Annotated in this window: 19 protein-coding genes; 12 read left to right on the plus strand and 7 right to left on the minus strand. The window is 43.9% G+C overall.

The genetic code is table 11. The annotated features are described in order from the left end of the window. Positions 1 to 153: 153 nt before the first annotated feature. Positions 154 to 1395 (plus strand): nicotinate phosphoribosyltransferase, encoded by a 1242-nt coding sequence (gene pncB / locus IQ457_RS02390; protein WP_200661935.1) that lies wholly within the window; start codon positions 154 to 156, stop codon positions 1393 to 1395. Positions 1396 to 1412: 17 nt separating this feature from the next. Here the strand turns inward: pncB and xseB are convergent, their stop codons facing one another. The 3 genes from xseB to IQ457_RS02405 all read right to left on the minus strand — a co-directional run bounded on the left by xseB (position 1413) and on the right by IQ457_RS02405 (position 3962). Beyond that, positions 1413 to 1658, minus strand: coding sequence for an exodeoxyribonuclease VII small subunit (gene xseB / locus IQ457_RS02395; RefSeq protein ID WP_200661936.1), 246 nt, complete (start codon positions 1656 to 1658; stop codon positions 1413 to 1415). A 196-nt stretch (positions 1659 to 1854) separates the two neighbouring features. Beyond that, a complete protein-coding gene (xseA, locus tag IQ457_RS02400; protein WP_200661937.1) occupies positions 1855 to 3381 on the minus strand; it encodes an exodeoxyribonuclease VII large subunit in 1527 nt (508 codons plus the stop codon). 212 nt (positions 3382 to 3593) lie between these two features. Next, positions 3594 to 3962, minus strand: a complete 369-nt coding sequence (locus tag IQ457_RS02405; protein ID WP_144297622.1) for a hypothetical protein — start codon at positions 3960 to 3962, stop codon at positions 3594 to 3596. Positions 3963 to 4146: 184 nt separating this feature from the next. Here IQ457_RS02405 and IQ457_RS02410 point away from each other — a divergent pair, with 184 nt between their 5' ends. The 11 genes from IQ457_RS02410 to purF all read left to right on the plus strand — a co-directional run bounded on the left by IQ457_RS02410 (position 4147) and on the right by purF (position 14924). Further along, on the plus strand, positions 4147 to 4812 hold the full coding sequence (locus IQ457_RS02410; RefSeq protein WP_200661938.1) for an alpha/beta hydrolase: 666 nt from the start codon (positions 4147 to 4149) through the stop codon (positions 4810 to 4812). Between the two features lie 80 nt (positions 4813 to 4892). Next, positions 4893 to 5999: a cell division protein ZapE gene (gene zapE, locus IQ457_RS02415; protein ID WP_144297624.1), complete on the plus strand. Its 1107-nt coding sequence runs from the start codon at positions 4893 to 4895 to the stop codon at positions 5997 to 5999. A 45-nt stretch (positions 6000 to 6044) separates the two neighbouring features. After that, complete coding sequence (locus IQ457_RS02420) at positions 6045 to 6719, plus strand: nitroreductase family protein (RefSeq protein WP_200661939.1); 675 nt, start codon at positions 6045 to 6047, stop codon at positions 6717 to 6719. 213 nt (positions 6720 to 6932) lie between these two features. Continuing rightward, a complete protein-coding gene (locus IQ457_RS02425; RefSeq protein WP_193030593.1) occupies positions 6933 to 8219 on the plus strand; it encodes an NAD(P)H-dependent glycerol-3-phosphate dehydrogenase in 1287 nt (428 codons plus the stop codon). 90 nt (positions 8220 to 8309) lie between these two features. Further along, positions 8310 to 8768 carry a SixA phosphatase family protein gene (locus IQ457_RS02430; protein ID WP_200661940.1) on the plus strand — a complete coding sequence of 153 codons (459 nt, stop codon included), beginning with the start codon at positions 8310 to 8312 and terminating at the stop codon, positions 8766 to 8768. Between the two features lie 120 nt (positions 8769 to 8888). Beyond that, on the plus strand, positions 8889 to 10181 hold the full coding sequence (gene gspL, locus IQ457_RS02435) for a type II secretion system protein GspL (protein ID WP_200661941.1): 1293 nt from the start codon (positions 8889 to 8891) through the stop codon (positions 10179 to 10181). A 2-nt stretch (positions 10182 to 10183) separates the two neighbouring features. Beyond that, on the plus strand, positions 10184 to 10747 hold the full coding sequence (gene gspM, locus IQ457_RS02440; RefSeq protein WP_200661943.1) for a type II secretion system protein GspM: 564 nt from the start codon (positions 10184 to 10186) through the stop codon (positions 10745 to 10747). Between the two features lie 127 nt (positions 10748 to 10874). Continuing rightward, on the plus strand, positions 10875 to 11300 hold the full coding sequence (locus tag IQ457_RS02445) for a DUF4870 family protein (RefSeq protein WP_068408194.1): 426 nt from the start codon (positions 10875 to 10877) through the stop codon (positions 11298 to 11300). A gap of 239 nt (positions 11301 to 11539) precedes the next feature. Continuing rightward, positions 11540 to 12574 (plus strand): quinone-dependent dihydroorotate dehydrogenase, encoded by a 1035-nt coding sequence (locus tag IQ457_RS02450; RefSeq protein WP_200661944.1) that lies wholly within the window; start codon positions 11540 to 11542, stop codon positions 12572 to 12574. A 70-nt stretch (positions 12575 to 12644) separates the two neighbouring features. Next, on the plus strand, positions 12645 to 13142 hold the full coding sequence (locus IQ457_RS02455) for a CvpA family protein (protein WP_068408192.1): 498 nt from the start codon (positions 12645 to 12647) through the stop codon (positions 13140 to 13142). Positions 13143 to 13388: 246 nt separating this feature from the next. After that, positions 13389 to 14924 carry an amidophosphoribosyltransferase gene (gene purF / locus IQ457_RS02460; RefSeq protein WP_200661945.1) on the plus strand — a complete coding sequence of 512 codons (1536 nt, stop codon included), beginning with the start codon at positions 13389 to 13391 and terminating at the stop codon, positions 14922 to 14924. Between the two features lie 243 nt (positions 14925 to 15167). On the opposite strand, the gene IQ457_RS02465 is transcribed toward purF, so the two are convergent. From IQ457_RS02465 to secF, 4 genes are all read right to left on the minus strand, one after another. Continuing rightward, entirely contained in the window at positions 15168 to 15539 is a 372-nt protein-coding gene (locus tag IQ457_RS02465) for an AzlD domain-containing protein (protein WP_200661946.1), read from the minus strand. After that, positions 15529 to 16260 carry an AzlC family ABC transporter permease gene (locus IQ457_RS02470; protein WP_200661948.1) on the minus strand — a complete coding sequence of 244 codons (732 nt, stop codon included), beginning with the start codon at positions 16258 to 16260 and terminating at the stop codon, positions 15529 to 15531. Before IQ457_RS02470 ends, IQ457_RS02465 begins: the two co-directional genes overlap by 11 nt. Positions 16261 to 16350: 90 nt before the next feature. Further along, positions 16351 to 17745 (minus strand): MATE family efflux transporter, encoded by a 1395-nt coding sequence (locus IQ457_RS02475; protein WP_200661950.1) that lies wholly within the window; start codon positions 17743 to 17745, stop codon positions 16351 to 16353. A 179-nt stretch (positions 17746 to 17924) separates the two neighbouring features. Then, on the minus strand, positions 17925 to 19187 hold the full coding sequence (secF, locus tag IQ457_RS02480) for a protein translocase subunit SecF (protein ID WP_200661951.1): 1263 nt from the start codon (positions 19185 to 19187) through the stop codon (positions 17925 to 17927). Positions 19188 to 19189 lie beyond the last annotated feature (2 nt).

The raw sequence follows: 19189 nt of genomic DNA on the forward strand, positions 1-19189 counted from the left end.
TTATGAAAAACGGGGCAAACTTCGTTATACTCAAAATCTGAACCTTTTCTATTATTGGCATTTTGATAACCTTGGCATCTTGATAACTATTGCTACCTATTTCGTCGCTCGTTTTGTTTAGCGACTTTTCATTTTTGTATTTAAGGCTGTAACATGACCGTTACTCAAACTTCTAAACCTTTTGAACCTATTATTACCTCGTTATTGGATAACGACTTATATAAATTTACCATGCTACAAGCCATGCTGCATCAGTTTCCGCAGACCCATGGCGTTTATCGTTTTCGCTGCCGTAATAACGAAGATACGCTGTATCCATTGGCGGATATCAAAGAAGATTTAGAGCAACAGCTAGACAGCTTGTGTGAATTGCGATTCTTAGAAGATGAGCTGGAGTATTTACGCGGATTGCGCTTTATGCGTTCAGACTTTGTTGATTATCTAGAACTATTTAAGCTAAAACGCCGTTTTATCACCGTTAGCACCGACGAAAAAGGCCGCTTGTTTATTGATATCGAAGGGCCGATGATTCAGGCGATGTTTTTTGAAGTATTTGTCCTAGCTATTGTGAATGAGCTATATTTTAGTGCTTTATCAAATGCCAGCGTTATTGAAGAAGGGCAGCGCAGGCTAGATGAGAAAGTTGAGTTATTGCATCAGTATGCGGTAAAGCAGGAAAAATATGATAATAATACACCGCCATTTATCGTCGCTGATTTTGGTACACGTAGACGCTTTAGCAAGGTTTGGCAAGCGCATGTGGTTGAGATTTTACATAACGCTGAGCCAAAAATCGTCAGCGGTACTTCAAACGTTTATTTAGCGAAAAAACTCGGCATGACGCCGATAGGAACGATGGCACATGAGTTTATGCAGGCATTTCAGGCATTGGATGTGCGTTTGCGTGATTCACAAAAAGCGGCACTTGAAGCATGGGTACATGAGTATCGTGGTGATTTGGGTATTGCGCTGACCGATGTCGTTGGGATGGATGCATTTTTACGCGACTTTGATTTGTATTTTGCCAAGCTGTTCGATGGTCTGCGTCATGACAGCGGCGACCCGTATGTTTGGGGCGATAAGGCCATTGCGCATTATAAAAAATTAAAAATAGACCCAAGAACCAAGATATTAACTTTTAGTGATGGATTGGATTTAAATAAGGCGTGGAATTTACATCAATATTTTAAAGGTCAAATAAGAACCAGCTTTGGCATTGGCACCAATTTGACCAATGATATGGGCATCACTCCAATAAACATCGTCTTAAAATTGGTTGAGTGCAATGGGCAGCCAGTTGCCAAATTGTCGGACAGCCCAGGCAAGACCATGATCAATAATGATACCTATCTTGCCTATCTGCGCCAAGTTTTTGAAGTCGATGAGCCAGAATAGAGCTGACTTAATTTAGTTTAAATGTCACTGTTCTCTATGCTATCTTCTTCGGCGAAAGCGGCATCTAACGCTTGCTGTACGGCATTGATACGGGTTTCGCAAACGCGATAAGCGGCAATCGACTCTTCAACCGTTGTCATCAGATTATCGATATCTGGCTCATCTTGTTGCTGTAGTTCAGCGGCATTGGTTTTTAGAATATCATAAGCTGCCTTAAAGGTCTTTGGGGCGGCTTTTTTACGTTTGCGAGTAGGGGTTGTCATAAGGTTTCCTAATATTCACATTAGTTTAAGAAAAAAACATAGAAAGAAAAGTAGATAAAAAGTTGTTAAATATTTTAGTTTCAGGAGTCTGCTGCTGTTATAAATTTTCCTTGCTTGCTGTGTGACTTCGTCACTGTTCGAGGCTACGCAAAATTTATCCCAACAGCTCTGTATTTTTATGGCAAACAGACTATAACTAATTGGTCTTCACATCAATAATCTGTGCTTTTGCCTTACCATCTTTTAAGATGATATGTACCGTTTTCTCAGCATAAAGTTGCGTACTGCTGGTCAGTATCTGCTTGTCTTTTGCATCAGTGAGCATGGTGTAGCCTTGCTTAAGCACACGAGAAGGACGATGCAAGAGTACAATATCGCGCAGATATTCGCTATCACGTCGTGCTTGTAGCAACTGCTGCTGGGCATTATGTATAATCGTCTTTTTTTGGTTTTGGCTATAACTTGATGCAATGGTTAATTGCTGATAAGCAGAATTTTGAGTTTGGACTCGCAGCTCACTGGTTCGTCTGGCTGCTTGTTTGACTTGGCGCTGGGCACTTTGCTGAATACTCTGCCAAGCATAATCACTGTCTTTTTGCAGGGCGGTCAATTGACCAATCGTTTGCGACTGAATGTGACTCAACTGGCGTGACGTTTGTTGCTCAGCGATATTCAGTTGACGCTGCGCTGCTTGTTTGATCTGCGCTTGGTATTGCAGGGTTTGCGTGACGAGCTGGGCTAAATGCGCCATGATAGCAGCAATCACTTTTGATGGTGTATCAAAGCTGCTATGCGCCACTTCATCTAAAATCACTTTATCACGCTCATGACCGATACCAACCCAGACAGGGATAGGTTGCTCGGCAACAAGAGCGGCAAGCTCGTAATCATTGAGATAGGCTAAATCACCAACGGCGCCACCGCCACGGATAATGACTAACAAATCTGGCAGGCGCTGATAGGTGTCGTAAAACTGCTGCTGGGCGCTAACGATAGCTTGACGGATTTCTCTTGGTGCGTGATTGCCTTGAAAAGTAGCATTGTGATAATGGAAATGACAGGCATCTGTACGAGCTAAGCGGTCCGCATCGGCTTGAAAGTCGCCCAATCCCGCCGCTTTTTCAGGGGCAATGACTAAGACATGCTCGATATCAAATGGGGTGGGTAGCTGCTGATTGAGGTTTAATAAGCCTTCGCCCGTCAAGCGGTCGACCATCTCCGCATATTGCCGCGCCAAGTCGCCTAAAGTGTAGCTTGGGTCAATATCTTCAATCGTCAGTGAGAAACCGTATTGTGCATGAAAGCCTGCCGATACTTTGAGTAAGACGGTCAAATCACGGTCAAGCGGCATGCCGGTTGCGCGCTCAAACTTTGCTAAGACGCGCGCCGCTTTAAAGCGCCAAAGATTACCACGGCAGCTGGCAATAACTTTGCCGTCGTCATCTTTTTCTGCTAGCTCAAAGTAATAATGCCCACTTTTACTTGATAGGTTGCGAATCTCAGCTTTTACCCATACGCGGTGATTAAAGGTCTGTTTGATGACCATATCGACCGCCGATAAGTAATCACTTAGGCGCAAAACCGTATCTTCTAAACTGACTTCCAGACTGTTTTCTTGCTCAGCCAGTTCCGCCTCCAAGGTCGCTAAATCTTTGGCAGGCACCAATACCTTATCTTTTTTAGAGCTGGCTTGTTTCATATTTGCTAGATTGGGTTTGCGCATAATAGGAGACCAAAGGTAATCGAGGCTGAAAGGCTGATGGCGTTAGATTAACGCATCAAAGTAGAGGTTGCAGATATAAAATACCAGACAGGATAGTTTACCCCAAAAGTGCCGCGACAAAAAGTAAAGCCAATAAGCTGCGATAAATATAGATGAATATAATAGCTATCTCGCAAACTTATTGGCTAAGAGCTTTGTTAAATTATCATTTTTTATTGGCAACGAAAATTAATCATATACTCATAATCATCTTTACGTGATAAATCTGGCGTGCCCGTCCCAAAGATTGAACCGATGACCGCGCCTGCTTGTCCGACCATACGACCCGTTTGCTCATTTAAAATACCGTTATACTTTACTTTGTCATCAACGATAATCACTTGTTTTCTTCCACAGGTTTTTTGCGCACTGTCTATTGCATTTTGCTGAGCTTTGACTTTGCTCTCAGCGATGCCCGTGGTTTCATAAATCGAGTTAGCGCGCTGAATCACCGGTGAAGAAGGCGTGCTTTGACAGGCACTCAAAGCCAGAGCCGAAGCCAGTGTTGCTGTTAAAGTAGCGGTTTTATTAAAAATATTCATAATAGTTTCCTTTTTCCTATAAGTTCAATATATTACTCGACAACTTGTATGAATCTAACGTATTGCGACGAGGAGTGTCTAGGCGGTTATTGTGTGCAACGTTGCAGGTACACAGCAAATCACTTGAAATATAAACCATATCTAGGATAATTGGACTATTCATTCTTAATTAGTAAGTAATTCTATGCAACTGATTCCTGCTCCTGCTGGCGTGCTCGAAGTTGACGCACTTTGGCAACAAGACAATCCTAACGATCCCAATACCGATACGGTGGCGCTGCTTTGCCATCCTAATCCTTTATTCGATGGTACGATGAATAATAAGGTAGTCACGACCATGTATCGATTTGCGCGTGATAATGGCATGCATGTGGTACGTTTTAACTTTCGCGGTGTCGGGCAGTCAACTGGCGAGCACGATTATGCGGAAGGGGAAGTAGTAGACGCAATGACCGTGCTACAATGGATTGCAGAGCAAACCAACGCACGTAAATTGTGGTTAGGTGGTTTTTCGTTTGGCGGTTATGTGACGGCACGTGTCGCTGAGCAAGTCATGGTATCGCCGCACATTTGGGGATTGAGTGATTTTGAAATAGCAAACGTTGCTCTTATTGCACCCTCCGTTGAAAAAAACGCCACCGATGATTTGAGCTTACCGATTGAGAAAACCTTTGAGATATATGGTAATGAAGACAATGTGGTTACGCCTGCTAGCATGCAGGAGTTTGCTGAGCGTCTCGGTCTGCCGGTTAGTATCGTTGATGGCGCTGGGCACTTTTTTCACGGACGTTTATCTGAGCTTAAAGGTTTGTTGGAAGAGCATAGTTTTGGGTCCAAAGATTCGCAGTAAAACCAGCTGATGTCTGAACCAATTTACCTAAGCATACTGTTAGTTTTTTATATTTATTTTGTCTAATGATGAGTCGTATTATGAGTTTATCTCCTTTGCAACGTTATGAGCAAGCCATTAGCACTGATGAGTTTACTCGAGATGAGCAGCAATATCAGGCAATGAGCTATTTAGATGGGTTGTATCATCAGCTCAATGATAGCGTGGCGCAAAAAAAAGGCTTTTTTAGCTTTCTAAAATCAAAACCTGCTGCACCCAAGGGCTTATATATGTGGGGTGGGGTAGGACGCGGTAAAACATGGATGATGGATATGTTTTACGACTCTTTGACCATTGAGCGTAAGATGCGCCAGCATTTTCACCACTTTATGCAGCGCGTCCATCAAGAGCTAAATAATCTACAAGGTCAAAGCGATCCGCTAGAAAAAGTCGCGGATATCATTTATGCAGAAGCAGTGATTATTTGTTTTGATGAGTTTTTTGTCTCCAACGTCTCAGATGCGATGATTTTGGGTGATTTGTTTACCATGCTATTTAATCGCGGCGTGACTTTGGTCGCCACATCAAACATTGAACCAGCAGGGCTTTATAAAGATGGTCTACACCGTGATCGCTTTATGCCAGCTATCGCCGAAGTTGAGCGTCACACCACAGTGATGAATATTGATTCTGGTATTGATTATCGCCTACGTGTCTTACAGCAAGCGGAGTTATATGAATCGCCGTTAACTAAGGCCAATCATCACTGGCTTGCCAACCGTTTCGCCAGTTTGTCTAACAATCAAAAAATCAGCAACGCGCCTATTACCATCAATGGTCGCGAAATCAAAATCAATGCCCGTACCGAAGATATTTTATTTTGTGACTTCCGTCATTTATGTATGGAGCCGCGCTCAGCGTCTGATTTTATCCAAATTGCCAAAGAATTTAGCACGGTGTTAATCAATTCTGTGCCCGCTTTAGATGATGATTTGCGTGATCCGACCCGCCGTTTTATTTATCTGGTTGATGAGTTTTATGATCGCCGCGTCAAACTATTGGTAAGAGCAGAGCAGCCAATTCTCGAGCTTTATCAAGGACAAAAATTGGCCTTTGAGATTGAGCGTACACGTTCACGCCTGCTTGAAATGCAGTCAGAGGACTATTTGCGCATGGATCATCGCATCGAAGGCTCAGAAGCGGCGTAAGGCATATCGCTAATGCAGTTGCATAATAATAAATAAGGATAAAATATGAATAGTTCTGAAAGTAATATGGATAACGGTAACGAACTGAACAGTAATAGCGAAGAAAATCAAGCCGAAAGCCCGAGAGGGGTAAACGCGCAAGTAACCAATGAACAGCTGATTAACTGGATTAAATCAAGACGTAGCATCGGCAATCTGAGCATTCCGGCACCGACAGAGTCTCAGATTAAAGCAGCTATTGACTGTGCGGTTACCGCTCCTGATCATAAAAAACTGCGGCCATGGCGCTTTATCGTCACTCAAGGTAATGCGCGTCATGACTTGGGCCGGGCCTTTTTAGCGGCTGCTGAAGCACAAGCGGCGCAAGCGGGCGAAGAGCTGTCTGAGAAATCACGCAAGAAAACCTACAATATGCCGCTGCGTGCGCCGGTTATTATTACGGTCGTTACCCATATGCAAGTGCATAAAAAAGTGCCACCTTTTGAGCAAATGCTCAGTGCTGGCGCGGCAGTACAAAATCTTATTTTAGCGTTACAAGCTCAAGGTTTTAGTACGGTTTGGCGTACGGGCTTATTGGCCAATGAGCCTGCCGTTAAAGCTTATTTTGGCGTTGGCGCAGATGATTATGTTACGGCTTTTGTTTATACTGGCAGCAGTCCATGCGATATGCCCACGCGCAAGCCGATTGATATTGAGCCATTACTGCGTTTTGAGTCATAGCGTCCAGACAGGTCTATGATTACGGCGATATTTCAAAATAGTAAGCGTTGCTATAACGTGATACAGCAAAGCAAAACAATGACCAAACTGGTCACGTTATTTCAATAAAATAACGGTTCTATATCAATAATTGTTGAAACATACCCTCAATCTCACTGTATACTCAGCACAAATTCTATTCATAATTCAGTCAGTCAATACGGATAAAATAATATGACCAGCGCTAATGATAAAAAGACAGATGCAAATATAGAGGACAGTCAAACAGACAATCAAGGTGCTGAAAAACAAAACAGTTTGCTATCCAGTATCATTGAGCGTGCCACCAAATCTGGGCTAGGGCGTAAGAAGTTAAATCCTAGCGCGGTTGAATCTGCGGTGGCAAAAAACATGGCAGAAATCCATAACAATCCAACCAAGCTGCGTTTGGCATTTTTAGGTGGCGGTAGCTTTGGTACGGCGATGGCAAACTTGGCTGCCCGTAATGGCTGTGATACCACGCTGTGGGTACGCAATAAACGTACTGTTAAGGCTATGGCAAAGACGCAGACCAATAAAAAATACTTGCCCGGTTATAAGCTTGATGATCGCCTCAAATACAGTCATGATTTACAGGCGGCGGTCAAAGATACCGATATTGTGTTCATTGCTGTCCCAGGTCTCGCGTTTCGCGAAACCCTAAAAAGTATCGCGCCCTTTATTAGCGGGCAATCTATTGTCTCTTTGACCAAGGGTATGGAAAAAGATACCTTTGCTTTGATGAGTGATATTATTAAAGATGAGCTGCCGGAAGTGAATTTTGGCGTGATGTCAGGGCCAAATCTCGCCATTGAAATCATGAAAAATATGCCGTCTGCTACGGTCATTGCCAGTGACTCTGAGCCACTACGCCATGCGGTACAAGCAGCATTACATAGTGCTTTCTTTAGAGTGTTTGCCAGTGACGATGTTCGCGGTGTTGAGCTTGGTGGCGCGCTAAAAAATATTTATGCCATTGCCATGGGAATGGCGGCAGCTTATGAAGTCGGTGAAAATACCAAAGCCATGATATTAACGCGCGGTTTAGCGGAAATGAGCCGTTTTGGTGTCCATGCCGGTGCCAATCCGCTGACCTTTTTAGGTCTGTCGGGCGTCGGTGATTTATATGCCACTTGTAGCTCAGAGCTGAGCCGCAATTACCGTATTGGTAATATGCTCGGTCGCGGTATGACGATTGATGCGGCGGTCAAAAAATTGGGTCAAACCGCTGAAGGCGTCAACACCATTCAGCAGGTACATGAAAAAGCCACCAAAGAAGGCATTTATATGCCGATTACCCATGCGCTTCATGCAGTCATTTATGAAGACAAAGCGGCACTTGGCGTTGCTTTACATCTTATGGAAGCGGGCTTCCGTAGTGATGTTGAGTTTGTCATGGAGCATGACCATAGTAATGCGGCACTAACGGCGCAAATGCAAACAGCAAGCAAGACTAAGCATAAAAAAGACGAAAATAAGTAAAGCGTTTAGCAGAATGTAGCTATTTCATTGTTAACATTACTTTATCATCAAAATAGTCAGGTAAACGTAACACACAAGGTGGTTAAGATTATGAAAATTATCTTAGTACGTCATGGTCAAGCAGAAGATGGGACGCGCCCAGACAGTGCACGGCAGTTGACAGATTTTGGTCAGAAACAAGCGGCGGAAACGGCAGAATATATTACCACTCATTATCAACCTGATTGTTTTGTTGTGAGCCCTTATAAGCGGGCGCAGCAGACGCTGGCAGAATTACAGTTGCGCGCTCCTAACGTGCTCTCACAAATACAAGAGAATATCACGCCATCCGACGATGCCCATCAGGCGCTCATCGATATTGGTAATGTTGAAGCGGAGTGTCTGGTGGTCGTCTGTCATATGTCTATCGTTGCTCACATCGCAGGCCTGCTAACGGGTGATTATCCTGAATCCTTCTCTTTGGCAGAAGCGCGCGTGTTTGAGATGGATTTTGTGATGATGGGTATGGCAACCGAGATCGACCGCTTTGTCCCAGAACAACCTTATTAGTATCAATCATACACATGCTCATAAAACATTTAAATGCTTGCTAGACCATAGCTTTAATAAATGACAGCTTTAATCAGCAATGACTCTAAACAACAGCTTGGATAATTAAGGACACATTTGGTGTTACATGTTTGGTTAAGAGCGCAGCACAGTCCTCTAGCGGTCTGGCACGAAGATATAAAACAATGGCAATTGGTCGATGGCTGGCAACAGCTGCATGATATCTATGGTAGCTATAAAACCAATAGCCAAAAATCGGTTTGCCTGTATTTCCCATCAAGCCATGTCTTACAAGTAGAGTCTGAGCTAAATACGGCTCAGCTTAAACAATTAGGTATGAGCGGTAAGCAGTATTTATTTGAAGAAACTTCTCTGACGCCGGTTGAACAATTAGCCATTCGCCAAATGACTGAAAATACCAGCCATCATCTCTATGCTTTGGCTCAAAGCGATATCGAAGCATGGCAGCAAAGCGCTAAGCTTGTTGGCATGAACATCGTAGCGTTATTGCCTGATTTTTTATTACTGCCAACGCCAGAAGAGGGCGCAGGTCAGCAACTTGTATTGTACAAAGATAACCACACCATGCTACTGCGCCAATCCTTACATCAAGGCATGGCCGTCAGTTATCTGCCTTTAATCTTTGAGCGTTTTCCACATTTAAGCGAAGTGCTGCTATTACCAGCTATTGATGACGCCTTTGTAGATTCGAGCCACGCTACTGATAGGGTTAATGAGCCTGCGTTCGATGATATGGATTTAACCAAGCATGAAACTACCGTCAAAGTAACTACTCAAACGGCGGCAATGATTGCCGAGCATCAATTACTATTAACCACGCTACCAGTTGCTCCTAAACCGCTTGAAATTCCTGAGCGTCATGCGCTGAACTTTTTTATTAAATCGACCGATTCGCAATTATCACCATATCTGCGGGTGGCGATGATGGTGGCGCTGTCAGCACTGATATTACAGATGGCGACCGATGGGGTACAATTCTACCAGTATCAGGCGGCAGCAGCAGCGACCAAAACTGAGATTGCCACCCAGTACCAGTCTTGGTTTCCTAATGAGCCGCTTAGTACGCGCACGAAATTGCAAGTGCAGTTGCAACCAAAACTGCGTAGTGATAGCCAAGCGCCTGATTCTCACATAGCGGTATTGGCACGTATATCACCGTTGATTAAACAGTCGTCATTACGAGCGCAGGCGTTAATCATGCAGCCAACTGCGCTCAGCTTTACGCTAATTGCACCAGACCGCGGCAGTCTTGATCAATTTACCAATACGCTTGTCGCCCAAGGCTTAAATGCTAAGCTGGAACAAGTCAATGGCAATGAGCAAGGGCAGTTTAGTGGTCAAGTAACCGTTGATGTGGTAGAAAACAATAGTAGCGTTAGCAATAAAGGGTAACCATGAAAAGATTACAACGCCTCGCCAAACGCAGCACTATGGTGGCTGACCCTAAAAGCAGTGCATTATCAACGCGGATGAGTAGCTTTCAAAATGCCTTACTGACACGTTGGCAAGCATTGTCTGCGCGTGACCAATTAGCCTTACTGCTATTGTCGGCATTTTTGCTGTTATTTGTCGGTGGTTATGGCGGCTATAGCGTCCATCAATCAGCAAAAGCGAGCAAAAATGAGTATCGAAAGCAGGTTGCTGACTATTTTTGGTTGCGTGCCCAAGCTGGTAATATTGATAGCAATGCGTTAAATGCTACCAATTCAGCAGATGGCGCTGAAGCGATGCCGCCGGCTAGCCGGATCAGTGCGCTGTTAAATAACTCAGGGATTGCTGATGCGCAGGTCATTGCAGCAGGCGATGCGGTGCAGCTGAGCTTTACCCATCCAAGCCAAGCGGTGGTGAGTGGCGCACTCGGTAAGCTTGAACAGCAAGGTTGGCAATTTACCCAACTGTCGATGCAACAAGACTTGGTTACCAAGGCTATTCAAGTACAGGCGACCGTGACTTCTTAATATTTTTAGTCAATTATGTAAGAAAAATAATTAACCACGTTAACGCTTTAACAATTACCACATTGAAAACCTGATAATTTGCCACAATAAAAATAACTACAGACCACAGAATATAACGAGTGACAGCATGATAAATAATTCTAATAATACGATGAGTGATGATAAACGCCGCTCTTTGACGACATATAACCATATCACCTATTTGCTTTATGTGCTCAGCTACTTTACCGCTGGGCTATTGTGGATTGTGCCTATCTTTATGAACTATGCCAAACGCCGTGATGCGGATGGTACTTGGCTTGCCACCCATTTTGATTGGCAAATCAAGACATTTTGGTACAGTATTGTCCTGTTCGCCATTGGGGTGCTTATTGTCGCCTTTGCCTTAGGCGGTTTTGGTGTCAGTATGTTCGCTGAAACCAACAACATTGCCATCGGCTCAGTATTATTGGCTATTTTAGGTTTTGTTATTATGGGCTTTACTTTTATTTGGCATCTGTACCGTATTGTACGCGGTTGGATTGCGCTTGCTGATGGCCGCCCAGTGCCTTAATCTGAGAATATGAATATCAATAAGTGGTAGATGTGGATAAAAATGCTGTCTGATAGGGGTTTCTTTACTAGGTTAAGTCAGTCAATTAACAGTATTAACGCTTATTTATTCGCAGGATAGGGCGTAATTTTCCTGATGAAACTTTGGTCTTATTTCAGTTAAGCTGATATAATCGCAGCGCTTGACCGCATTCGTTTTTCTTATTCATTCTTTCTTTTCAAGCAGGGTCTGTCATTACTATGTCTTACGCCTTACTTCGCCCTTTTTTGTTTAATATGGACCCCGAGCACGCGCATGAGATGACCTTGTCTTTATTGGATAAAGCTCATAAAGCGCGTGTGTTGGGCTTAGTATATGGTCAGTCAATGCAGCCAACCGACTGTATGGGCTTACAGTTTGCCAATCCTGTTGGGCTTGCCGCCGGTTTGGACAAAAACGGCGATTATATCGATGCATTAGCAGAGTTGGGTTTTGGTTTTATCGAAGTGGGTACGGTCACTCCAAAACCGCAAGTTGGCAATGATCGACCGAGACTATTTAGAATCAAACAAGCCGATGCCATTATTAACCGCATGGGTTTTAATAACGAAGGCGTTGATTACCTGATTGAAAACGTCAAACGCTGTAAATACCAAGGCAATATCGGTATCAATATTGGTAAAAATGCTGCGACTCCGGTTGAAAATGCGGCTGATGATTATGTCTATTGCTTAGAGCGTGTCTATCCGCATGCGTCTTATATTACGGTCAATATCTCCTCGCCGAATACCAAAAATTTGCGCGACCTACAAAGCGGTGAAGCGTTAACCCAATTATTAGCTACCATTAAAAATCGCCACAATCATCTGGCAACCGAATATGGTTTTTATGTACCATTGGTATTAAAAGTCGCTCCCGATTTAGAGCCATTACAAGTGGATTACATCTCTAAGCAGTTGCTGGACTTTGAGATTGATGGTTTGATTGCCACCAATACCACGTTGAGCCGCGTAGGTGTCGAAGATTTGCCCGATGGTGAGCAAGCAGGCGGCTTATCCGGTCGTCCGGTCAGCCACATTAGTACGCAAATTCTACAACAATTCTCTGACCAGTTGGGTGGTAAGGTCACGTTGATTGGCGTTGGTGGTATCGATAGCGGTGACAAAGCCGTCAAAAAAATTGAAGCAGGTGCAGATTTGGTGCAGCTATATTCAGGACTTATCTATAAAGGGCCGGGACTGGTACAGTCTTGCATTCAATCTATCGGTGGCTATTACGATGCGATGGAAGGTTAAGATTGTTAAAACTGCAAGCTTTTCACCTTCACTGAAGTACACCAAATAAGATGCAAATGAGGCGATAAACATGAGTGGTTTAGATATTGTAATTGCTGTGGTTGTCCTGATTGGCTTATGGCGTGGTTTTCAGGTAGGTCTGATTAAGACAGCTGTCGGTTTAGTCGGTTGGTTTATCGCACTTATTGCTGCCACGCGTCTGGCAGGTTCGGTCGCGCCGCAATTATCAAGTATGGTAGAGAATCCTGTTTTACAAATGGCGCTGGCGTTTTTAGTGATTGTGATTGCTATTTTAGCCATTATGCATCTGGTTGCGTTTGTGTTTTCTGGCGTACTTAAAACCTTACGTCTTGGCGTCCTTGATAAAATGGCGGGCGGGGTACTTGGCGCGGCAAAAAACGTGCTTATGGTTTTGGTGGTGCTTAGCGTCAGCGCGCCATTGTTGGTACAAATGCCGCAGTGGGAAACCTCAGTGCTCGCGCCTGAATTACTGCCTTATGCGCCCATGGGTAAAGAGCTGGTCTCAGATATGTTTGGGATGGCATGGGATCAGGTCAATCAGTCTTAAATTTTATAGATCCAAAGGCATGCTAAGCACTTAAAAAAAACTATTCAAGCGTCTTTAATATTCGTAAAATACACCTCTATTTATCATCATTAACTCGTCTTATGGATAATTAGCCTTATCTATTGTCCGTAAGTCGTTATTCTTAGTAAGATCATCAGCGTTGCGGCAAAAGATAGGCAAACATTTAAGACAACCTTATCAGCCGTTATTGTGTTATCAATGTGTGGTACAAAATAGGATACAACTATGTGTGGAGTCGTTGGGGTCGCAGCTCATGAGCCGGTCAACCAAATTCTTTATGATGCCTTAACCATGTTGCAGCATCGCGGGCAAGATGCGGCAGGTATTGTGACTTTACAGGATGGGCGTCTTTATTTACGTAAAGAAAATGGCATGGTACGTGACGTGTTTATGAACCGTCATATGCTAAAACTGGTGGGTAAGTTTGGTATCGGTCACGTTCGTTACCCGACCGCTGGTACCTCAAGTAGCGCCGAAGCACAGCCTTTTTACGTCAACTCGCCTTATGGTATTACCCTTGCGCACAATGGTAACCTAACCAATGCTGAAGGTTTGGCAAAATCTTTGTATCAAGAAGATCGCCGTCATCTCAATACAGATTCAGATTCTGAGGTGTTGCTAAACGTGCTTGCGCATGAAATGCAAAATATCAATAAAACCCACCCGACGCCTACGGATATCTTTGCAGCAGTGACAGCGGTTTATAGCCGTATTGAAGGCGCTTATGGCGTGGTTGCCATGATTACGGGTCATGGGTTGCTAGCATTCCGTGATCCAAACGGTATCCGTCCGCTGATTTTTGGTAAGCGTATGGCAGCTAACGGTGGCACAGAATATATGGTCGCGTCAGAGTCAGTTGCGTTGACAGGTTCAGGCTTTAGCATTGTCCGTGATGTCAAACCAGGCGAAGCGATCTTTATTGATTTGGACCATAAACTGCATACGCATCAGTGCGTTGAGCAAAAAGAATACACGCCTTGTATCTTTGAATATGTGTATTTTGCCCGTCCAGATTCTATTATGGATAATATCTCGGTTTATAAATCACGCCTACGTATGGGTGAAAAACTGGCTGATAAAATCCTTGCTGAATGGGGTGAGGACCATGATATTGATGTGGTTATTCCTATTCCTGATACCTCGCGTACTTCAGCGATGGAGCTGGCGCTAAAAATGAACGTCAAATATCGTGAAGGGTTTATGAAAAACCGCTATATCGGTCGTACCTTTATCATGCCAGGTCAGCAGCAACGTAAAAAATCTGTGCGTCAAAAGTTAAGTGCGGTACCGCTTGAGTTTAAAGGCAAAAACGTTCTTTTGGTCGATGACTCAATCGTTCGCGGCACGACTTGTCATGAAATTATCCAAATGGCACGTGATGCCGGTGCTCGTAAGGTATTCTTTGCCAGTGCTGCGCCGCCGGTTAAATATCCAAACGTCTATGGTATCGATATGCCAGTGCGTAGCGAGCTGATTGCTTCAGGTCATAGCGTTGAAGAAGTACGCGAGATTATCGGCGCTGACCGCTTGATTTTCCAAGATTTGGACGATTTGATTGAAGCGGTTAAAGATACTAAGCATAGTAAAGTTGAAGGCTTCGATTGCGCGGTATTTAATGGCTGCTACATCACTGGGCAAATCAATGAAGCGTATCTCGATCATCTACAAGAGCAACGTAACGACACCGCCAAAACAAGCAAAAAAGGCGTGCAAATCGTTGCTGATACCCCAGTCGATATGATGGGCGTAGAAGAGTTATAATAGAATAAGTAACTCAAAAATGGTAGTAAGTAAAAAGGCTGGATTCGTAAAGATTCCAGCCTTTTTTATTAGCACAAATAAACGTAGTCAGTATGAAATAAAATGATGAATAAACAGCCATAGGCGGCTGGTATAAATTTTCCTTGTTTGCTGTTATCACAGAGGTTACGAAAAATTCATCCCAGCCGCGCTGTATCTTTTTTAAAATTAATCTACTATATAAAACGAACCTTTAACGTTTAATCAGCCTAAAAAACGCGTAAATAACCACAAAAAGCCATTAATCGCCGCGATACCGACGATCATGCTGACCAGCAATTGACGACTAAGATGATAGATAAGTAGCACCAATAATAACGCGCCAATTTGTGCCATAAATAAATGTACTTCGGCACTATTTAAGCCAGCTTGGAAGCCAGCATCGCCTGACAAACCTTGATAAGAAAGGCTGGTTAAAATCAGTAATACCATCACAGATAGCGGCAAGCTTTCATTTAAGCGATGTAGCCACGGCGTATCTAGCAGCTTCTTAGGTATTAAAGCGGGCAGGGCACGGGTAATAAAGGTCACGGCTGCCATCGCCAGTGTGGAAAGAATCAAATAACTACTGCTCATTGCTGCCTCCTTGCACACTGCGCTGTAACCAAAAACCACGCGCTAAAATCAGCAGCACACAAATCGTAATCGCTACTAATAACAACCAATTACTGGTAAAGAACGAGGCAATCACTAAAGCAATGACGGCAATACCAATGGGGAAATAGCGTTTGATACTTTGGAATTGCTCATAAGCCAAAATGGCAAATAAACAGACCAAGGCAAAATCCAAATGCGGTACCAAGTCACTGAGTGCACTGCCAATCATTACACCAATCGCACCAGCTAATACCCACCAACTTTGGTTAAACAAACTAATCGGCAGTATGAGTGATTGGCGCGACTCGTTTGGCAAACTGGTCATTACCGAAAACGTTTCATCGGTGAGGGCAAATAAACAGTAGGTTTTCGCTATTTTATTTTTTGGCAAATACTGCAATAACGGCATACCATAAAAGACGTGACGCAAGTTAATGGCGGCAATGTTGGTAGCAATATTACCAATCGGTAGCCCAGCACTTAGCATCGGTAAACACGCATATTGCGCCGCGCCTGCATATAAGACTACACTTAGCATAATAGTCGCCCACACAGGCACGCCCGCCACTTGCGCCAGCACGCCAAAGGCGATGCCCGCCGGCAGATAACCCATGGCCACTGGCAAGCTTTTTTTAAAGCCTTCTGCCCATTCGTAATGATAGGCTTGATTTTGGTTTATCTCATTTGATTGAGTAGTCACGTGATATCCTAATTTTTCTTACTTTTATGTATCGTTTATTATCTCTTTTGTGTTTATTAAGCGCCTCATGTTAGCTAATTACTTTAATGGTCAAGCTTCAGGCTGCAATTTTTCATAGCTGCCTGTTTGATGGGCACGGTATAAAAACCCACCAAGAATCATCAATCTTAATAATAATAAGCACCAAACGCTAAGCCAAATACCGGTCATATCCCATTGCTGGTAGAGTAGCCAACTTAAAGGGAAAAAGATAAGCGCCAATATCAGCGCGGCATTACGAATGACGCTACCAGCCGTTAAACCAAAGAATATTCCATCGAGCCAATAAGCGCCAACGCCAACAAGTGGCAGTAGTACCGCATAAAGATGATAGTCATAAGCCAGCGCAAAGACGGGTTCGATATTGGTCATGAAATCCAAATAAGTTGGCATCGCAAGCCACCAAATCGCGCTTAGCATCATGGCAAGGCCGTAACTGACCACGCCTGTGCGTTTGACGATAATACGAAAACGTGGCCAATCGCGTCGTCCTGCTGCTTGTCCGCTTAAGGTTTCTGCCGATACCGCCACGCCGTCAAGGGCAAAGGCTGAGATGCTTAATACCTGCAATAAAATAGCGTTAGCGGCCAAAATGACATCGCCGCTTTGGGCCGACAGTCGGGTAATCCAAGCAAAGCTTAGGGTTAAAATAAGCGTACGGATAAAAATGTCTTTATTTAATGAAAATAGCCTAAGCATTTTATGTTTGGTAAAGTGGTCTTTATTAGCATTAAATAACGCGCGCCAAGAGATTTGTAGATGTCGACAGCTGAGCCACAATGCTAAGACCACCCCAAGCCAAAAGGCAATGGTCGTGCCTAATGCTACCCCAACCAAGCCCATCTGCAGCACATAAACAAAAAACAAGGTCAGAATAATATTAAGCAGGGCGATAAAGCCTTGCTGATAAAGCATATAGCGGGTTTTGCCTTGACCGGCAAACCAGCCGATAAAGGCAAAATTCATCAGCTCTGCGATAACGCCCCAAAAACGGACGTCCAAATAAGTTTTGGCTGCACGACCGCTATCAGGATTGGCAGAAAGCGCTTGCAAGCCAAAATCAATGAGCCAAGGTTTTGCAATAAGTAGCACTGCGCCAATCATAAACGCAAGTAACAAAGCCCGCTGCAAAATTGATAGCAGCGGCGATTGCGTTTGTTTATGCGCATCATTATGAGCCAGCTGACCGAGTGCTTGTGCGGACAGTCCAGATGACGCGTATTGCAAAAAGTTAAAGCTGACTAATATCAAAGACAGCAGCTGAATAGCCAAACCCATGCCAGCAAGCTTGGCCGTGTCATTCATATTACCGACAATAGCTGTATCAATGACACTTTGTAGTGGCATCGCAAGGTTAGCCAATAATACAGGTAAGGCAATCGCGATAATACGCGCATAGCGAGTATCAATAGGCGGCATAGCACTTGGCGGCAGGGTAGATGACATAGCTTAGTCGCTTATATAACCATATAATAAGACAGAAAAGTTTAGTGATGACTTATCGAATAGTATTAAAAGATGGATAAAAATAGTATAAAGACAAAAGCACCTAGAGTTTAGGTGCTTTTATCGTGATAACGTTTGCTAAACAACTAAAAGTCTAGTGATTGGCTTTTATACAAGCGTTAGTCTTGCTCATACATTTTTGGATCATTAAAAGTAACGATTGCTTCTTCAAACTCAGGCTTTACTTTAACGATAAAGTCATCACGTGACAAACCCATCGCTAGAGGAATCGAGCTTGCGATATAAGTAGATGAGTAAGTACCAGCAAGTAGACCAATAAACAGGGCAGCCGAGAACCAGAATAAGCCATCACCGCCTAAGAATAACATCGCTAGTACTACCAATAGTACCGTTGAGATGGTCATAATCGTACGGCGCAGCGTCTCTGTCAATGACAAATCAACCGTTTGACGCGGCGTGATACCACGCACGCGGCGGAAGTTTTCACGAATACGGTCATAAACGACGATCGTATCGTTCAGCGAGTAACCAATCAACGCCAGTACAGCAGCTAGGACAGTTAAATCAAACGGAAAACCAAATAAGGCAAAGACCCCGATGGTTACCACCGCATCATGGAATAGCGACAGTACTGCGCCAAGCGCTAGCTTAAACTGGAAGCGTAGGGCAACATAGCCAAGCATACAAGCCAATGCCAATGCCAATGCCATAACCGAGTTTAAGTAGATTTCGTTACCGACTTGGCTACCGATGATATTAACGTTACTGATTTCAACGTTATTATTAGGCAATGCTAATGCTTTACTCAGGCTGGCGTTCAGTCCATCGACGTTATCTGACTGTGGTGGCAAGCGTACTAAAAGCTCTTGGCGCGTACCTAGATACTGTACGACCGCATCGTCAAAGCCATTATCGGCTAGGGCATTTACCACATCGGCTTGCTCAGCAGGCTGCTCATAACGCACATCTGCTGAAACCCCGCCGGTAAAATCAAGACCTAGATTTAGACCATTAACGGCGATGGCGATAATACTGCCAATCACCATCAAAAGCGATAGAAGTGCCATCGGCTTTTCTAACTTCATAAATGGGATGATACGTTGATCGCCAATGGCTTTGATACCACCTTCTGCGTAAGCAGCGGCATCTTCGGCAGAACCACCTAACATCAAATTAGGATCAACCGCTGCTGTGTTACCAGATGCTTGGGTCGCCAAGGCTTGATTTTCTTTCCCACCGTGGCGGGTTTTTGAACCGGTCAATTTAGAGGTTCTAGGATTATTAGCTTGTGTATTACTGCCTTTGCCATCACGGCGCGGTTTTTTACGGCGGCGCGTACCAGTAGTATTTGCTTCACCGTTTGAGCCATTTCGATCTGGGTTATTTTCTTGTTCTAGCGGATTGTTATTATCGATAGCCATAG

The organism is Psychrobacter sp. M9-54-1, from assembly GCF_016613355.1.
GTDB lineage: Bacteria > Pseudomonadota > Gammaproteobacteria > Pseudomonadales > Moraxellaceae > Psychrobacter > Psychrobacter faecalis.

What these genes read in the sequence shown, in the direction of transcription:
- pncB (WP_200661935.1), top strand. Translation starts at nt 154, where the DNA reads ATGACCGTTACTCAAACTTCTAAACCTTTTGAACCTATTATTACCTCG.
- xseB (WP_200661936.1), bottom strand. Translation starts at nt 1,658, where the DNA reads ATGACAACCCCTACTCGCAAACGTAAAAAAGCCGCCCCAAAGACCTTT.
- xseA (WP_200661937.1), bottom strand. Translation starts at nt 3,381, where the DNA reads ATGCGCAAACCCAATCTAGCAAATATGAAACAAGCCAGCTCTAAAAAA.
- IQ457_RS02405 (WP_144297622.1), bottom strand. Translation starts at nt 3,962, where the DNA reads ATGAATATTTTTAATAAAACCGCTACTTTAACAGCAACACTGGCTTCG.
- IQ457_RS02410 (WP_200661938.1), top strand. Translation starts at nt 4,147, where the DNA reads ATGCAACTGATTCCTGCTCCTGCTGGCGTGCTCGAAGTTGACGCACTT.
- zapE (WP_144297624.1), top strand. Translation starts at nt 4,893, where the DNA reads ATGAGTTTATCTCCTTTGCAACGTTATGAGCAAGCCATTAGCACTGAT.
- IQ457_RS02420 (WP_200661939.1), top strand. Translation starts at nt 6,045, where the DNA reads ATGAATAGTTCTGAAAGTAATATGGATAACGGTAACGAACTGAACAGT.
- IQ457_RS02425 (WP_193030593.1), top strand. Translation starts at nt 6,933, where the DNA reads ATGACCAGCGCTAATGATAAAAAGACAGATGCAAATATAGAGGACAGT.
- IQ457_RS02430 (WP_200661940.1), top strand. Translation starts at nt 8,310, where the DNA reads ATGAAAATTATCTTAGTACGTCATGGTCAAGCAGAAGATGGGACGCGC.
- gspM (WP_200661943.1), top strand. Translation starts at nt 10,184, where the DNA reads ATGAAAAGATTACAACGCCTCGCCAAACGCAGCACTATGGTGGCTGAC.
- IQ457_RS02445 (WP_068408194.1), top strand. Translation starts at nt 10,875, where the DNA reads ATGATAAATAATTCTAATAATACGATGAGTGATGATAAACGCCGCTCT.
- IQ457_RS02450 (WP_200661944.1), top strand. Translation starts at nt 11,540, where the DNA reads ATGTCTTACGCCTTACTTCGCCCTTTTTTGTTTAATATGGACCCCGAG.
- IQ457_RS02455 (WP_068408192.1), top strand. Translation starts at nt 12,645, where the DNA reads ATGAGTGGTTTAGATATTGTAATTGCTGTGGTTGTCCTGATTGGCTTA.
- purF (WP_200661945.1), top strand. Translation starts at nt 13,389, where the DNA reads ATGTGTGGAGTCGTTGGGGTCGCAGCTCATGAGCCGGTCAACCAAATT.
- IQ457_RS02465 (WP_200661946.1), bottom strand. Translation starts at nt 15,539, where the DNA reads ATGAGCAGTAGTTATTTGATTCTTTCCACACTGGCGATGGCAGCCGTG.
- IQ457_RS02475 (WP_200661950.1), bottom strand. Translation starts at nt 17,745, where the DNA reads ATGTCATCTACCCTGCCGCCAAGTGCTATGCCGCCTATTGATACTCGC.
- secF (WP_200661951.1), bottom strand. Translation starts at nt 19,187, where the DNA reads ATGGCTATCGATAATAACAATCCGCTAGAACAAGAAAATAACCCAGAT.